At 63.0% G+C, this 15,443-nt stretch carries 12 protein-coding genes; 5 read left to right on the top strand and 7 right to left on the bottom strand.

The annotated features are described in order from the left end of the window. Window positions 1–32 precede the first annotated feature (32 nt). Window positions 33–1,034 carry a dienelactone hydrolase family protein gene (locus VK804_RS28645; RefSeq protein ID WP_325376502.1) on the top strand — a complete coding sequence of 334 codons (1,002 nt, stop codon included), beginning with the start codon at window positions 33–35 and terminating at the stop codon, window positions 1,032–1,034. 94 nt (window positions 1,035–1,128) lie between these two features. On the opposite strand, the gene VK804_RS28650 is transcribed toward VK804_RS28645, so the two are convergent. Further along, a complete protein-coding gene (locus VK804_RS28650) occupies window positions 1,129–1,707 on the bottom strand; it encodes a carboxymuconolactone decarboxylase family protein (protein ID WP_325376504.1) in 579 nt (192 codons plus the stop codon). A 133-nt stretch (window positions 1,708–1,840) separates the two neighbouring features. Between VK804_RS28650 and VK804_RS28655 the strand changes: the two genes are divergently transcribed. Next, window positions 1,841–2,329: a hypothetical protein gene (locus VK804_RS28655; protein ID WP_325376505.1), complete on the top strand. Its 489-nt coding sequence runs from the start codon at window positions 1,841–1,843 to the stop codon at window positions 2,327–2,329. Here VK804_RS28655 and blaOXA read toward each other — a convergent pair. The 4 genes from blaOXA to VK804_RS28675 form a co-directional block, all read right to left on the bottom strand. Beyond that, window positions 2,326–3,144: a class D beta-lactamase gene (gene blaOXA, locus VK804_RS28660; protein WP_325376507.1), complete on the bottom strand. Its 819-nt coding sequence runs from the start codon at window positions 3,142–3,144 to the stop codon at window positions 2,326–2,328. The genes VK804_RS28655 and blaOXA overlap by 4 nt on opposite strands. 294 nt (window positions 3,145–3,438) lie before the next feature. Beyond that, a complete protein-coding gene (locus VK804_RS28665; RefSeq protein WP_325376508.1) occupies window positions 3,439–3,705 on the bottom strand; it encodes an EscU/YscU/HrcU family type III secretion system export apparatus switch protein in 267 nt (88 codons plus the stop codon). Beyond that, a complete protein-coding gene (locus tag VK804_RS28670) occupies window positions 3,702–5,594 on the bottom strand; it encodes a flagellar hook-length control protein FliK (protein ID WP_325376510.1) in 1,893 nt (630 codons plus the stop codon). The genes VK804_RS28665 and VK804_RS28670 overlap by 4 nt, the downstream gene beginning before the upstream one ends. A 145-nt stretch (window positions 5,595–5,739) precedes the next feature. Next, window positions 5,740–6,522, bottom strand: a complete 783-nt coding sequence (locus tag VK804_RS28675) for an ATP12 family chaperone protein (RefSeq protein WP_325376511.1) — start codon at window positions 6,520–6,522, stop codon at window positions 5,740–5,742. Between the two features lie 81 nt (window positions 6,523–6,603). Between VK804_RS28675 and VK804_RS28680 the strand changes: the two genes are divergently transcribed. Continuing rightward, window positions 6,604–7,053: a hypothetical protein gene (locus VK804_RS28680; protein WP_325376512.1), complete on the top strand. Its 450-nt coding sequence runs from the start codon at window positions 6,604–6,606 to the stop codon at window positions 7,051–7,053. Window positions 7,054–7,074: 21 nt separating this feature from the next. Here the strand turns inward: VK804_RS28680 and VK804_RS28685 are convergent, their stop codons facing one another. Then, window positions 7,075–8,052 carry a tripartite tricarboxylate transporter substrate binding protein gene (locus VK804_RS28685; protein WP_325376514.1) on the bottom strand — a complete coding sequence of 326 codons (978 nt, stop codon included), beginning with the start codon at window positions 8,050–8,052 and terminating at the stop codon, window positions 7,075–7,077. Window positions 8,053–8,446: 394 nt separating this feature from the next. Between VK804_RS28685 and VK804_RS28690 the strand changes: the two genes are divergently transcribed. Together VK804_RS28690 and VK804_RS28695 are read left to right on the top strand one after the other, a co-directional pair. Next, window positions 8,447–10,609, top strand: coding sequence for a carboxypeptidase regulatory-like domain-containing protein (locus VK804_RS28690; protein WP_325376516.1), 2,163 nt, complete (start codon window positions 8,447–8,449; stop codon window positions 10,607–10,609). 587 nt (window positions 10,610–11,196) lie between these two features. After that, entirely contained in the window at window positions 11,197–11,832 is a 636-nt protein-coding gene (locus VK804_RS28695) for a hypothetical protein (protein ID WP_325376517.1), read from the top strand. A 193-nt stretch (window positions 11,833–12,025) separates the two neighbouring features. On the opposite strand, the gene VK804_RS28700 is transcribed toward VK804_RS28695, so the two are convergent. Continuing rightward, complete coding sequence (locus tag VK804_RS28700; RefSeq protein ID WP_325376518.1) at window positions 12,026–15,292, bottom strand: efflux RND transporter permease subunit; 3,267 nt, start codon at window positions 15,290–15,292, stop codon at window positions 12,026–12,028. Window positions 15,293–15,443 lie beyond the last annotated feature (151 nt).

The following is a 15,443-nucleotide window of genomic DNA, read 5'->3' on the forward strand; positions in this document are numbered from 1 at the left end:
CGCAACGGCGAAATGACAAAAAGGGGGAATCGATGCGGGCGGGTATGCGTGCGGTGGCTGCGGCCTGGGTCGGCTGCATCGGAATCCTTCTGGCCGGCATCGAGACCAGCGCGCAGTCGATTCCGAAGGAAACCCCGGCTCGCATCGAACTCTATGCGATTCCCTCGCTGACCATCACCGACCAGCAATTCCTGACCGGCGATGCCAACGGCAAGCCGGTCACGGTCGCCGGCGAATTCCGCCTCGCGCAGGGCGCGGGCCGCCTGCCGGTGGTGGTGATGATGCACGGATCCAGCGGCATCAGCGCCAATACCGAACCCTGGGTGCACACCTTCAACGCTATGGGGATTTCGACCTTCGTGATCGACGGTTTTTCCGGCCGCGGGCTGACCGTGGTCGGCCCGAACCAGGCGCTGCTCGGCCGCCTCAATTTCATCGTCGATATCTACCGCTCGCTGGAAATCCTGGCGAAACATCCTCGCGTCGATCCCGACCGTATCGTGTTGATGGGATTTTCGCGCGGTGGCCAGGCCGCGCTCTATGCGAGCCTCGAGCGCTTCCACAAACTCTGGAACAAGTCCGGCCTGCAGTTCGCCGGCTACATACCGTTCTACCCGGATTGCTCGACCAGCTATGTCGGCGATACCGAGGTGGCCGCCCGTCCGATACGGATTTTTCACGGCACGCCCGACGATTACAACCCGGTCGCGAGCTGCAAGGCCTATGTGGCGCGCCTCAAGGACGCCGGGCGCGACGTGATGCTGACCGAATACGCCGATTCGCAGCATGGCTTTGATGCCGGCCTCGCCGGCTTCTCGACGATCTCGGTGTCAGCCAATGCGCAGACCGCGCGGCATTGTCATATCAGGGAGGGCGAAGCCGGCGTGCTGATAAATGCGGACACCAACGAGCCGTTCCGCTACCAGGACGCCTGCATCGAACTCAACCCCCATGTCGGCGGCAATCCCGCCACCGCCGCGGAAGCGCGCAAGGCGGTGAGCGAGTTTCTGCGGGGGCTGTTCAAGCTGGGGTAGAGCAAAACCCGTCATTGCGAGCGCAGCGAAGCAATCCATGGCCACGCAAGAAAGCTGGATTGCTTCGCTACGCTCGCAATGACGGCGCCCCCTCTCACGCCTCCCCCGGCTTGAACGGCTCCTCCTTGCCGGGCGGCACGGTTTGTTCGGCCATCGCCAGGATCATCGCGACCATGACGTAGTTGCCGGCGACTGCCGTGAGATCGACGATCTGTTGATCGCTGAACAGCTTCTTCGCCCGCGCGAAGGTTTCGTCAGACACCGCCTTCGCGGTGGTGAGTTCGGTGACGAAGTCGTAGACCAGCGCCTCGTCCTCGGCCATGTTCGAGGGGCGCTTGTTGGCCTTCAATTCCGCGATGATGGCGGGCGATAATCCCGCCTTGGTCGCGATCGGCGCGTGCGCGAACCATTCGACCTGCGAACGCCATTGCCGGCCGATAATCAGGATCGCGAATTCGTTGAGTTTTGTGGGGACCGAGGTTTCCCAGCGCAGGTAATGAAACAGGTCGAACAGCCGCTGGGCCAAAACCGGGCTGCGCAGCATCGGATTGTAAGGTCCGCCAATGCCGGTGCTCGAGATCTTCATGATCTCCTCGCCGAGCGGCCTTTGCGCCTCGTTGAGCTGATCCATGGTCAGTTGCGGAAAACGCGGTTCCCTGGCGCTCACGGTCATGTTCCCTCCTTTGTGATTGCGACGCGGGAACCCTAGGGCAGCGGCGCAGTCCTTGCCAGAGCTTGCGGGCCGTAATGAACCGGTTCGGGGCTTTTGCGTTAGCTGCCATAACTCTGGAAAATGGAGGCCCATCATGATCTCCGGATCGAACCTTGTGCGGGCTAGCTTGCTGCTGGCCGCGCTGTGCCTGCCCACTGCGGCCACGGAGGCCGCCTTTACGCCCTTTATCCCCCTGGCCGGCACGTGGTCGGGCGGCGGCGTACTGCAAACATCCGACGGCAATCAGCAACAGCTGCGCTGCCGCGCGGCCTATGACGTCGACCGCAGCGGCGTCCAGCTTCGTCTCAATCTGAGATGCGCCAGCGACAGCTACAATTTCGATCTGGCGAGCGAGGTAGCGTATCAGGGTGGCGAGATTTCGGGCTCGTGGAGCGAGGCCAACCAGAACGCGTCGGGCAGCATTTCCGGTCGCGCCGCCGGCGGCCGCATCGAGGCGTTCGCGCGAGGGCAGAACTTCTCCGCCGGCCTGTCGCTGACGACGCGGGGCAACCGGCAATTCGTGTCAATCCGCCCAGAGGGCACCAGCGTAACCGAGGTCTCGCTGGCGATGGACCGCCGCTAGATCGCGCCGATATCGGTCAGGCACGCCTGCGTCAGCGCCATCCGGGCGGGTATGTGGCGCGGCTCGAGACAATCCATGTTGAGCGCGAACACCGTTTGTTCGCCGCCCTTCTCGGCCCAGCCCACCATCCAGCCCAGCTGTGGCTTGCCGGCTTCGGCGCCCAACAATCCGCTCTTGGCGCGGATGATGGAATCGCCCACTTTCGTCACCGGCAGGATATCGCGCACCAGATCCTGGCTGCGTTTGGAGACCGGCAGCACGCCGCGCCGCAGGCGGTCGACGAAGTCGACCTGCTGCACGGGATCGATGCGCAAATTGCCGGTCAGCCAGAACTGGTCGATGCCGCCGCCGATATCGCGATTGCCGTATTCGAACAGGTCGACATATTTCTGCATCCGCTCTTGCCCGATGCGCCGCGCGATTTCCTGATAGACAGGGACCGCCGATACCGCGATCGCGCTGCGCAGTGTGTGGTCCTTGTTCCAGGCCTCGATGCTCCTGACCACGCCGTCCCACTTGAAGACGTCCTTGTCGGGGTCCGCGACCACGCCGGTCTCCAGCGCGATGATCGAATTCGGAATCTTGAAGGTCGAGGCCGGCAGTTTTGGCTCGCCGGAACGATTCCTGTCGCTGGCGATGATGAGATAATCGTCGACCTTGTAGCCGACGAAGGTGCCGACGGTGCCGAGGTCAGTGAAATGCTTCGCCAGCTCCTCGCGGACCTCGCTGCGCTGGGGCGCGACATTGGCAAAGCCGCGCGACGGCAGAAGGCCGGCTGCGGCAAGAAGACCGAGCGCATGGCGGCGATGGATCATGAAGGCATCCGATGGCGTGGCTGTATCGGCGCTGACGATGAAGGTGACATCGTGGTGAAACGATGACCTTCAGAAAGATGACAAGCCGCCCAGCACGTTCACCGTCATCCTGCGCAACGGCTTTGCCGTTGTCCCTGGAGGTGCGAGCCTTGCGGTGCATCGCACCGCTAGGCGAGCCTCGAAGGATGGGCCGCGAGCACCGTGCGAGTCATCCTTCGAGGCTCGCAAGAGCTCGCACCTCAGGATGACGGTCAGCGATAGCACTTGCCGCGTCGAATCCCGATCGTTTCGGCCCTACCGAATTCGTCCCGACAGCCGCAGCACGAAGATCAGGACTTCCGCCACCGCCTTGTAGAGCTCGGCCGGAATCTCGTCGCCGAGTTCGACGTTGGAGAGCGCGCCGGCCAATATCTCGTTTTCCTCGACCGGGATATTATGGGCCTTGGCGACCTCGATGATTTTCGCGCCGATGGAGCCTTTGCCCTTGGCGATGACCCGTGGCGCGCCGGTTCGGTCGTAATGCAGCGCGACCGCGAGCTGGTTTTTGGTTTCCCCGCTCATAGCGCGCGGTCCAGGAAATGTCCGGCGCGGGCCGCGGCGGTTTGTGCCGGCGCGCCGTCACGAATCACGATATCGCCGGGCGTAAGCTCTGCCCGGCTCAGCGCCTGGCTCAGCTGCGCGGCGCCGGCGCGCAGTTGCGCCGCGGTCGCCGGCCGCTCCGCCCAAATCCGCACCGAGGTCCTGTCGCCGTTGAGCGTAACCTGCGCATGAACCGGGCCCGCGGGTTCGACGTCAAGCGAGAACCGCGCCCGCCAGACCCGTTTTGCGCCTTCGACCTCGTTGCCGCCGCCGTCGCGCGAAATCTCGAACTGCGCCATCGCCGTGCCCTGCGGCGTCATAAACGGTATTTCGAAATTCCAGCGCGGCAGGACCTGATCGAGACGGTTCGTCGTCATGTCGGGCTGGCCGGGCAATGACGCCACCTGCAGCAGGGTCTGGCGGGCGAGTGCGCCGTCGGTATCGACGATCAGTTGATGCATGGCCGTCTCGGCCGACGAATTCGAGACCAGCGTCGCGGCCATCACCGGCTGCGCCGCCGGCAACGCGCCCGTGATCGGCGGCGGCGGCACGTTGGTACGGGCGAATTCACCCTGATCGGCCGCGGCGATGCGCGCGCCGGCGACCACGGGCAATAGCGAGAGCATCGCGCCGTTCTCGATGACGAAGCTCGACAGACTAGCCGCCGCGATTGGCCCTGCCTGCAGCGCTTCCTGCAGCATATTCAGCGCGGCGCTGGAGGCAGCAGTGCGCGCGGCCGCGTCCGCCACCGTTGCGGGCGAGATGATCTGGCTCGCGGTGCTGAAGTCCGACACCGCCGGCGATACCGGCGTGGCCGCGCCCTGCAGCAGGACGGTCGATGTCGTAAGCTCCGAGGGGAGCAGCGGCACCAGCGCGGGCGATGCCGTTGTCGGCGCTTGCGGCACCACCGTGATGGTCAGCGGCTGCGACGAACCTTGGAGGAAAGGTGCTGCGCCCTGCTCCAGCACGATGGCCGCCGACACCGTTCCTTGCGACGCCCCCTGCTGCACAACGAGCGGGGGCACGGCCTCATCCGTCTGCACCGCCACCGTTTGCGGCGCGCCCGGTACGGCGTTCGCAACCGGCGTCGTTGTCGCGTCTTGAGGCACGGTGACCGTCGGCGTTGCCGCCGCCGGCGCGCCATCGAGCGAGGTCGTCAGCACCTGCCGCAGCACGATCAGGGCCGCTTTCAAGTCGGGCACGGCACCCGACGACGAAACCGATCCGGACGCCAGCGATGCCTCCAGGAACAGGCCGGAATTCTGGAACGCCTGCTGGATTTCTGCGCCCGTCAGGTTCTGATCGAGGCTGGTCCGCTGCGACAGCACTAGCGCAATCGCCTGCTGCAGCTGCGGGGGCAAACCCTGCAGCCCGGCGGCGACGCCGAGATTGGCGAACAAGGGCGCCAGCGAAGTCTGCTGGGTCGCCGCGATTTGCGCGGCGACCGACACGGCCAGCGCCTCCTGCGGGGTCAGCTGGATCTGCGGCGCGACCACCGTCGGCGTGGATTGCGCGGCGACGCTGGCAGCGGCGGCGGGCGCAAGCGTCACGCTATCGGACACTCCGGACGCGCCGGCGGCATCGGTCGGGACCGGGCTCGCCGGCGCGCCGCCCTGCGGGAGCACCACCTGAAGCCTGACACTGTCGCCGTTCTGCGACACTGCAAGCTGCAGCGTCTGGCCGGCCTGCAGCGGAACCTGCGAAAGCACGTTGATCGCCTGGCCCGCGATCGCAATCTGCACGGTATTGTTGCCGAGTACCTGCAGCACCCTGGCGCTGATCACCGTGCCTAGCTGCAGTACGACACGCGCCGCCGCCGTCGCGCTGGGTGCTGCGACTTGCGAAATGCTGGGATTGATGACGATCGGCATCGGGCGTCGGTTCACCGGTGGTGAGGCCCGGCCACGCTATCCGCCTGTCGTAAACCTCTCGTTAACCGAGAGCGCGATCAGTAAAAGCGGGAACCGGTTTTGCGTCCGATCGCGCTCAAAATATCGAATTGACGCATGATCTTGATCATGCGCGGGGATTGAGGGCCGCAACAACGCTTGCCGCGGCGTTGAAATCGACTAGCCGGGCGGCGCGGCGGGCGGCGACCTCTTCATCGACGCCCCATTTCTCGCTGTTCCAGTCCTCATCGACATGGGCGGCGGCCCAGACCTGATCGGGATCGAGGACACCCTTCAGCAGCGCCAGCGCGAGCAGCGCCGAGCCGGTCATGGTCGTGACCACATGCAGCGCCGCGATCGACCAGGGATCGCTGGGCAGCGCCGCGCGTGCGGCAGCGACCGCTGAATCCGGCTGGCGGACATGCACGATGCCCTCGGCCAGGATGAAATGCGCGCCCAGCGCTTGCGCCGCCCAGAACAGCGGCGGGTCCCAAAGGGCGGCCTCCCGCTTGACCAGCGCCTCGGGATGGCCGGCGCGATAGAACAGCAAATCCGACTGAAAATATTTCGCGATATCGTCGCTGACGGCCTCGACCCGGTCGACCACGGCATCGACGACGCTGTTGGCGAGCCGCGTCAGCGGCATGGTCAGGGGATCGACGAACTCGCCTTGGGCGTTCCATTCCGCCGCGATGGCGTCGGCGATCTCGCGCGTGGGCGCGACCAGATGGCGGCCGGAGGGCGTGCGGATCGGTTTGCCGTCGAGCGTAATGGCAAATCCGTCTGCCGTCGGGGTGATCCCGGCATCGGCATAAAATCGTTTTCGCCGCGGCGTACGCATGCTGCGGCGCACCGCCTCCTCCGGATCGAGCGGGGATTTTCCTGACACTTCGTCGAACAGTTCACGCATTCGTTGATCGGCTTCTGAGGGGCGGGTGGGCAATTGCGCGCCAGAGTATGATAAGAACAGGCGCAAATAAAGCTGAAGGCGATGCGAAGGTTCCTCGCGGCGATACTGGTTCTGTTTGCCGGCGCTGATGTCTCCGGCGCGCTAGCCGGATTCCGCTCGCCGCAATCGCTGGTGCGCAACGTCTATGCCTATTACGGCCGGGGATCGTCGGAATTCTCCAATGGGCTGCCGCGCGATCCCGACACCGCGCGGCAATTCTTCGATCCGAGCTTGCAGACGGCCTGGACTTCGCTGAAGAACGAGCCTTACGATTTTCTGGTGCAGAGCCCGGACTGGAAGATCGGCGCGGTCGCGATCTCGATCCTGCGCCGGCAATACGACAAAACCTATGTCGCGGCCGCCTTCACCAACCACGGCCGGCCGGTGACGCTGAATTTCATTCTGGTCAACGGTCCCGACGGTTGGGTGATCACGGACGTCGAAAGCCCGCACGATTCGCTGCGGATGTTCCTGGCGCAGTACAAGAACTAGGGCGAATGGCACGCAGCCCAATCAATCCGCCTTGATGCCAGCCGCCCGGATCACCTTGCCCCACTTCTCGGTATCTTCGGCGATGAACTTCCCGAAGTCGGCGGGCGAACTCGGGAACGGCTCGCCGCCCAGATCGGCGAGCCGCGCTTTGAACGCTGTATCGGCAAGGGCGGCATTAACCTGGCTGTTGACGATCGCGATGATCTCCGGCGACGTATTCACGGGGGCGCCTAGCCCCTCCCAATTGGTCGCCTCGTAACCCGGCACGAAGTCGCCGATGGCGGGAACGTCCGGCAGCACATCCCTTCGTGAGGTGGTCGTTACTCCCAGCGGCCGTAGCCTGCCGGCCTGGATGTGACCGATTGCGGTGGCGACAGGAAGGAACATGACCTCGACCCGCCCAGCCAGGAGGTCTTGCAATCCATTTGCCACGCCACGATAGTGCACCGCGACGAGATCGATTGCCGCCATCACTTTGAACAATTGACCATAGAGATCCGATCCGCTCCCTGCACCTGATGTCGCCATGTTGAGTTTGCCCGGTTTCGTCTTGGCGTAGGCAATGAACTCGGGGACGGTTTTGGTCGGGAATGACGGATCGACCACCATCACGAAGCCATCGCGACCGATGCTCGCCACCGGTACGATGTCGTGAATGAGATCGAAGTTGAGATTGTCGTACAGCGTCACGTTTGCCGAGTTCGCCGAAGAGAGCAGGATGAACGTGTAGCCGTCCGGCGGCGACCGCACCACGGCCGCGGTGGCGATATTGCTGCTGGCGCCAGGCCGGTTTTCGACAAAGAACTGCTGCCCAAGCCGCTCCGACAGCCACGGACCGATCAGACGTGCGACGATGTCGGTCACGCCGCCCGGCGGATAGCCGACGACAATGCGTACCGGCCTTGACGGGTATGTCTCCGCCTGCGCGAGACGTGATATGGCCGGAAGCGCGACGGCGCTTGCCGCCAGATGCAGGAATTTACGACGAGGAAATTTCATAAATTCCTCCCAGCGTGCTCACGCGAAGCGCTCTGACGCTCGACAAATTGATGAAAAAACCGGAATGCCCGCCGACGGCACCAGCGCTGCAATGATGAGGATTTCGGCACGTTCTGTCAGTAACTTTGGGAGCAAGTTATCCCGGTTAACAACGGACGAGAAGGGATCAATTGTCCCTGCCCGGCACTTTTCTTTCGCAGTCGTCCCACCGAGCGCCGCGGGCGTCCAGAATGCAGACCGGGCACCGCCAAAACGTCAGGCTCCACTTGTCGCCGAACTTCGCGCGGCAGAGCTATGCGAGCGATCGAACCCATTGGATGCGGCCGGCCTTTTTGCTAGAGTGGCGGCAACGACAATCCGGCCAAAGAGCCGGTGCCATATCGGGAGGCTAGCTATGTTCGTGACAAAAGCGCTTGCGCGGCTGACGATGTGTGCCGGCCTGATGGCGCTGGCAGGTACAATCCCCACTCCAGTCCAAGCCCAGCAGGCAGCGAGTGCGCAGCCGGCCGTGAAGGTCGGCGCCAGCGATATCGGCGGCACCGTCGCCGGCGCGGCAGGCCCGGAGGCCGGAGTCTGGGTGATCGCCGAGACCACCGATCTAGCGACCAAGTTCGCGCGCATCGTCGTCACCGACGATTCCGGCCGCTATCTCGTGCCGGACCTGCCGACCGCGAATTACAGCGTCTGGGTGCGCGGCTATGGTCTGGTGGATTCGCCAAAACTGATCGCAAAGCCGGGCCAGCTGCTCAATCTGACCGCGGTGCCGGCACCGAACGAAGCGTCGGCTGCGCATTATTATCCGGCGATCTACTGGTATTCGATGATGAAAATTCCGCCGACCAGCGAGTTCGGCGGCAAGAGCGACATTCCCGACAAGCTGACGCAGACCGACTGGCTGAAGCAGATGAAGAACATCGGCTGCATCGGCTGTCACCAGATCGGCCAGGAAGCCACCCGCACGATCCCCGGGGCGTTCGGCAAGTTCGATACCGGCGCGGAAGCCTGGATGCGGCGCCTTCAATCGGGGCAGTCCGGCGAACAGATGACCAACCAGATTGCCGGGAATTTCGGCGGCGCCCCATTCAAATATCTCGGTGACTGGACCGACCGCATCGCCAACGGCGAACTCCCCAAGGCCAGGCCGCCTCGTCCCTCGGGCCTGGAACGCAATATCGTGATCACGTCATGGGAATGGTCGACGCCGGACAAATACCTGCATGACCTGATTTCGTCGGACAAGCGCCATCCGACGGTCAACGCCTATGGCCCGCTTTACGGCTCGCCGGAATATTCGACCGACAATATGCCGATCCTGGATCCGAAGACGAATAAAGTGACATTCTTCAAGATGCCGGTCGCCGATCCCGAAATGCCGGAATCATTGGGTCCCGGACATGCCGCCAGCATCAATCCGCTGCAGCCGTCCGCCTATTGGGGCGACCGAAAACTCTGGGATACGCGAGCCAACAACCACAACTCGATGTTCGACGAGAAGGGCCGGCTCTGGCTCTCCGCCACCGTGCGCGGCCTGGATAACCCGGCGTTCTGCAAGCAAGGTTCCGACCATCCGTCGGCAAAAGTGTTCCCGCTGGAAAAGTCGACGCGCCAGGTGGCGATGCTCGATCCCAAGACGATGAAGTACAGTTTTATCAACACCTGCTTTGCCACCCATCACCTGCAGTTTGGCTTCGATGCGAACAACACGCTGTGGCTCAGCGGCACCGGCCCGGTGGCCGGCTGGATCAACACCAAGATGTATGACGAAACCGGCGATTCCGCGAAGTCGCAGGGCTGGTCGCCGTTCGTGCTCGACACCAACGGCAACGGCAAGCGCGACGACTTTGTCGAGCCCACCGCCCCGCTTGATCCGAACAAGGACAAGCGGATCATCCCGGGTTCGGGACCCTACGCGGTGATGCCGTCGCCGGTGGACGGCACGATCTGGTACACCGTCGGCATTTTTGGCGGCACGCCGGCCGTCCTGCGATTTGATCCGGCGACCCAACTATCGGAAGTGTACAACGTTCCGGCACCGGCGTTCGGCATCCGCGGCGGCGACATCGACAGTAACGGCGTGGTCTGGGCCTCGCTGGCGAGCGGTCAACTCGGCAGCTTCGATCGCCGCAAGTGCAAAGGCCCGCTCAACGGGCCGAACGCGACCGGCAATCAGTGCCCCGAGGGCTGGACGCTCTATCAGTATCCCGGCCCCGGCTTCGAGGGCATCGGCGAGAACAGCGCCGAGTCGAGCTATTACACCTGGGTCGACCAGCACAACACATCGGGACTTGGCGAGAACGTCCCGGTGTCGACCGCCAATCTCGGCGACGGTTTTGTGGCGCTGAAGGACGGCAAGATGGTCACGATCCGGATTCCCTATCCGATCAGCTTCTATGCCAAGGGCCTCGACGGGCGGATCGACGATCCGAACGCCGGCTGGAAAGGCCGCGGGTTATGGAGCACCAACGGCGACCGCACGCCCTGGCTCAAAGAAGGCGGCAAGGGCACGATGCCCCGCGCCGTGCACATCCAGTTCCGACCCGACCCGCTGGCGAACTGAGGTTTGCTGAGGCTTTCTGACGCACTGTGGCGGCGCGTTGACGATGAGTTTCATTTTCGTCAACCGCCCTGGGTGATTTCGGACATCGGGAGCCGGCGTGAGTAATTGCGGATTTTTCTCGAGCGGTACAAGAATCGGAGCGCGGAAGCGTCTAGTTCGACGATTTCGAGGTTCGAATTATATCGGCATCGTCCCCGAACCTCATCCTGAGGAGCATCGCATGAGCGATGCGTCTCGAAGGATGGCCGCGGGCGACGGCCGTGCAAGCCGCCATCCTTCGAGACGCAAGCGGTCGCCCCTAAGGGCGACCGCTTGCTCCTCAGGATGAGGTCAGAGAGCCTAGAAACGACCGGTTTCATGGAATCGGTCGTCTAGAGCGAAACGCAGAAACGGTTCATTGACCTCAATACTGCAAAACCAGAGGCGATTTTACTGGCAGGGCTATATTGATAATAAAATCAACCCAAGGTCGGGGCCCGCGGGCGGTTTCCGGTCCTTATGCGCGCTATCGTCGTCTGGATTGGCAAAGCCGGCTGGTTCAACGCTCGCCCCCTAGACCGACCCCAAAAATGAGCTGAGGTTGACGGATGAGCGTCTTTTCGGGACTGACCGATCCTCCTAAAGGGGCGCAAATAGGCCTCGTTATAAACGATCGGAACGCCGCCACCGTAAAGCTCATAACAATCGCGTTTTGGTATTCCCTCGCTCAATTGGCAGTTTCGCTAGGAGCGTACTTTTGGCTTTCTACCAACCTTGAAGCGAGCCGGCTTATACACTCGACCTTTCAAGGACTAGACGGGCTGACGCCCGCGCTAGAACGCCTGAAGGTCTTCTATCATTCTCCCGTTAGCGGTCGCGAATTCTCGCAGGCGTTTGCGATCTATTTCGTTTTGCTCGCTTGGCTCTGCTTTAATACGACCGCACTCGTCGTCTTGTCGGTCACAAATGTTTTTGCCTTCGGATGGAAGAGGCTCGCTGCACCCGTATATTGGATACTCTTTGCCATGTTTGGCCTCGCCGTTTGGGGGGACTACTCCTTCTTTTACGGCCCGTCGGTGTCTCTCGAGCACTATCACGGGATGTTTGGCTCAGACTTTATTCGCGCAGTTTGCATCCTGCAACCGATAGGCCAATTTCTACTGTTCTTCGCTTTCGCCTCCGCATGGGGAGTGGGCGGCATTCGCGAAACAAACTCGCCAGTCGAGATCGATCACGAAAGCTGAGGCCGGGCTATCCCCGTCATCCTGAGGTGCTCGCCATCTTCGCCGAGCCTCGAAGGATGGGCGGCGATCACCGTCCCAATCATCCTTCGAGGCTCGCCCAGCGGTGCAAGTGCACCGCAAGGCTCGCACCTCCAGCAAGAACGGCAAAGCCGTTCTGCAGGGATGACGACGGATATTGTCGTCTCACAGACCACTACGCGCGGACCTGTCTTCGCCGTTGGCTCCAGTGCCTGGCGCGATCGAGGTAGAGATAGACGACCGGGGTGGTGTAGAGCGTCAGGATCTGGCTCAGGATCAGCCCGCCGAAGATGGCAATGCCCAGCGGCTGGCGAAACTCGCTGCCCTCACCCATGCCGATCATCAGCGGGATAGCGCTGAACAGGGCGGCCATGGTGGTCATCATGATCGGCCGGAAGCGCATCAGACAAGCCTCATAGATGGCATCACGCGACGACAACCCGCGCTGACGCTCGGCGTCGAGTGCGAAGTCGATCATCATGATGGCGTTTTTCTTCACGATGCCGATCAAGAGGATCACCCCGATCATCGCGATAATGTCGAATTCCGTGTGAAACAGCATCAGCGCCAGCACCGCGCCAACGCCGGCCGAGGGCAGCGTCGACAGGATCGTGAGCGGGTGAATGTAGCTCTCGTAGAGCATGCCGAGCGAGATGTAGATGGTCGCAAACGCAGCCAGGATGAGAAACGGCTCGCTCGCCAGCGATTGCCGGAAGATCTTGGCGGCTCCCGCAAACTCGCCGTGAATGTCCGCTGGGACACCGATCCGGGTCATGGCCGTCTCGATGACGGTGACCGCGGTGCTCAACGAGACGCCCGGCGGGAGATTGAACGAGACCGTGCTGGCGACCAGAAGATCATGATGGTTGACGACGAGCGGCGTTTCGCCCTCTGCGTAGCGGGCAACGCTGGACAGCGGGATCATCGTCTCCGGGCTGATGCTGACCGCCGTTCCGGTCGATGAGGCCCCCTTGCCGGTGGCGCCGATTGAGTTGGTCGCGAGGTTTCGCACGGCATTCGCCGCGATCGAACCGAGCGAGGTCTTCTGCGCGGGCGACGCCACCGTTCCCGCCACCGCATTGGTGGTCTGCGAACCGCTCGCCGGTCCGCCGGAGGTGCTGACCCAGACCTCCTTCAATGTCTGCGGATTCTGCCAGTAGGGAGGCGCGACCTCCATGATCACATGATACTGGTTGCGCGCGACATAGATCGTCGAGACCTGGCGCTGCCCGAAGGCATCGTAGAGCGTACCATCGATCTGGCTGACCGTAATGCCGAGGCGGGAGGCCACATCGCGATCGATGATCAGATTGGACTGCAGGGCCTTGTTCTGCTGGTCGCTGCTGACATCGGCGAGAGCCGGATCGGATTGCAGCGCCGCGACGAGCTTTGGCGTCCATTCGGTCAGCTCTTCGAACGTCGAGCCTTGCAGCGTGTATTGATAGGCCGCATTGCCCGAACGGCCTCCGGTGCCGAGGTCGCCGATCGATTGCAGGAACAGCGTGGCGCCCGCCACGGCGGCCAGTTTATCCCGTAGCCGTTCGATCACCTGGTCGGCCGCCAATTTGCGTTCGCCAATCGGTTTCAGCGATGCGAACACCGTGCCGGTGTTGGTCGAGCCCGGGCCCGGACCGCTGCCGCCGGTGAAACCGACGACCGTGTCGACGGCAGGATCGCTTTTGACGATGCCGATGAATTGCGTGAGCTTCTGCCGCATCGATTGAAACGAGGTATGCTGATCGGCCTGGATCGACCCGATCAATAGCCCGGTATCCTGCTGCGGGACGAAGCCCTTGGGCACGATCCCGTAGAGGTGGAAATTCAGGCCAAGCGTCGCGACCAGGATCAACATCACCAGACGCGGGTGACGCAGCGCGATGGCGAGCGTCCGCCGGTAGCCGCCCAACATCAGCTCAAAGACGCGTTCGCTGGCCCGATAGATCCGGCCATGCGGCTTGCCGCGATCCCCGCGCAGCAGCACGGCGCACATCATCGGCGTCGTTGTCAGCGAGACCACGAGCGAGATCACGATGGCAATCGTGATCGTCATGGCGAACTCACGGAACAGGCGGCCGACCAGGCCCCCCATCAGCAGGATCGGCACGAAGACTGCGATCAGGGACACGCTCATCGACAGAACGGTAAAGCCCACCTCGCGCGCACCAAGCAGCGTGGCATCCAGCCGCGACATGCCCGCATCCATGTGGCGGGTGATGTTTTCCAGCACGACGATGGCGTCGTCCACCACGAATCCGGTGGCGACGGTCAGCGCCATCAATGAGAAGATGTCGAGGCTGTATCCCAGCAAGTACATGACGGCAAATGTCGCAACCAGCGACACCGACACCGCCACCACCGGCACCAGCATCGCGCGCACATTGCGCAGGAACGCGAACACCACGAGGATGACAAGGGCAACCGCAATCAGCAGCGTGATTTCGACGTCCCGCAGCGAGGCCCGGATCGTCTTCGAGCGATCGACCGCGAGATCGACGTCGATGGCCGGCGAGACCGAGGCCCGCAACTGCGGCATCAGCGTCTTCACGCGGTCGACCATCTGGATGATGTTGGCGCCGGGTTGCCGGTAGACGATCATCATCACCGCCGGCTTGCCGTTGGAAAGGCCCAGCGTGCGCACGTTTTCCACGGAATCGATGACATCGCCGACGTCGGTAAGGCGCACCGCCGCACCGTTGCGGTAGGCAACGATCAGTGACTTGTAGTCTTCCGCCTTTCTGGCCTGATCGTTGGAATAGATCTGGTAGCGCTGGCTGCCGACGTCGATGCCACCCTTCGGACTGTGGGCGTTGGCGCTGGCGAGCGCGGCCCGGACATCCTCCAGGCCGATGCCGTATTTGTAGAGCGCCGGAGGGATCAGCTCGACGCGCACGGCGGGCAGCGATCCGCCGCTGACGGAGACCTCGCCGACGCCCTCGACCTGCGACAGCTTCTGGGCGAGCACGGTCGAGGCGGCGTCATAGAGCTCGGCGGGCATCAGCGTGTCCGACGTGAGCGTGTAGATCAGGATCGGGGCCGAGGCGGGATTGAACTTGCGGTAGGTGGGATTGCTGCGCAGACTGGTCGGCAGATCGGCGCGCGCGGCGTTGATGGCCGCCTGCACGTCGCGAGCGGCGCCGTTGATGTTGCGATCGATATTGAACTGAAGATTGATGCGGGCGGAACCGAGCGAGCTCGCCGACGTCATTTCGGTTACATCGGCGATCTGGCCAAGGTGGCGCTCGAGCGGGCTTGCGACCGTGGTGGCCACGTCCGCCGGACTGGCGCCAGGCAAGGTCGCCTGCACGGAAATGGTCGGAATGTCGACGTCGGGCAACGGCGAGACCGGCAGCTTGAAAAATGCAATCGCGCCTGCCACCACAAGTCCGAGCGACAGCAGCGTGGTAGCTACCGGACGGCGGACAAAAGGGGTGGAGAGACTCATAAAGCTGCGCGATCGAGGTCGGTTCGGATCAGCTTCTACGCCGCAGCGCCTCGATGCAAGAGTCGCACAATGTCACGCCGCGCCGCCACACGCCTGCCGCGATTTCCTGATGCGAACGGAATTTGGCCGTTATCGGAAGATAGCGGACATC

The organism is Bradyrhizobium sp., from assembly GCF_035484855.1.
Classification (GTDB): domain Bacteria; phylum Pseudomonadota; class Alphaproteobacteria; order Rhizobiales; family Xanthobacteraceae; genus Bradyrhizobium.

What these genes read in the sequence shown, in the direction of transcription:
- VK804_RS28645 (WP_325376502.1), top strand. Translation starts at nt 33, where the DNA reads ATGCGGGCGGGTATGCGTGCGGTGGCTGCGGCCTGGGTCGGCTGCATC.
- VK804_RS28650 (WP_325376504.1), bottom strand. Translation starts at nt 1,707, where the DNA reads ATGACCGTGAGCGCCAGGGAACCGCGTTTTCCGCAACTGACCATGGAT.
- VK804_RS28655 (WP_325376505.1), top strand. Translation starts at nt 1,841, where the DNA reads ATGATCTCCGGATCGAACCTTGTGCGGGCTAGCTTGCTGCTGGCCGCG.
- blaOXA (WP_325376507.1), bottom strand. Translation starts at nt 3,144, where the DNA reads ATGATCCATCGCCGCCATGCGCTCGGTCTTCTTGCCGCAGCCGGCCTT.
- VK804_RS28665 (WP_325376508.1), bottom strand. Translation starts at nt 3,705, where the DNA reads ATGAGCGGGGAAACCAAAAACCAGCTCGCGGTCGCGCTGCATTACGAC.
- VK804_RS28670 (WP_325376510.1), bottom strand. Translation starts at nt 5,594, where the DNA reads ATGCCGATCGTCATCAATCCCAGCATTTCGCAAGTCGCAGCACCCAGC.
- VK804_RS28675 (WP_325376511.1), bottom strand. Translation starts at nt 6,522, where the DNA reads ATGCGTGAACTGTTCGACGAAGTGTCAGGAAAATCCCCGCTCGATCCG.
- VK804_RS28680 (WP_325376512.1), top strand. Translation starts at nt 6,604, where the DNA reads ATGCGAAGGTTCCTCGCGGCGATACTGGTTCTGTTTGCCGGCGCTGAT.
- VK804_RS28685 (WP_325376514.1), bottom strand. Translation starts at nt 8,052, where the DNA reads ATGAAATTTCCTCGTCGTAAATTCCTGCATCTGGCGGCAAGCGCCGTC.
- VK804_RS28690 (WP_325376516.1), top strand. Translation starts at nt 8,447, where the DNA reads ATGTTCGTGACAAAAGCGCTTGCGCGGCTGACGATGTGTGCCGGCCTG.
- VK804_RS28695 (WP_325376517.1), top strand. Translation starts at nt 11,197, where the DNA reads ATGAGCGTCTTTTCGGGACTGACCGATCCTCCTAAAGGGGCGCAAATA.
- VK804_RS28700 (WP_325376518.1), bottom strand. Translation starts at nt 15,292, where the DNA reads ATGAGTCTCTCCACCCCTTTTGTCCGCCGTCCGGTAGCTACCACGCTG.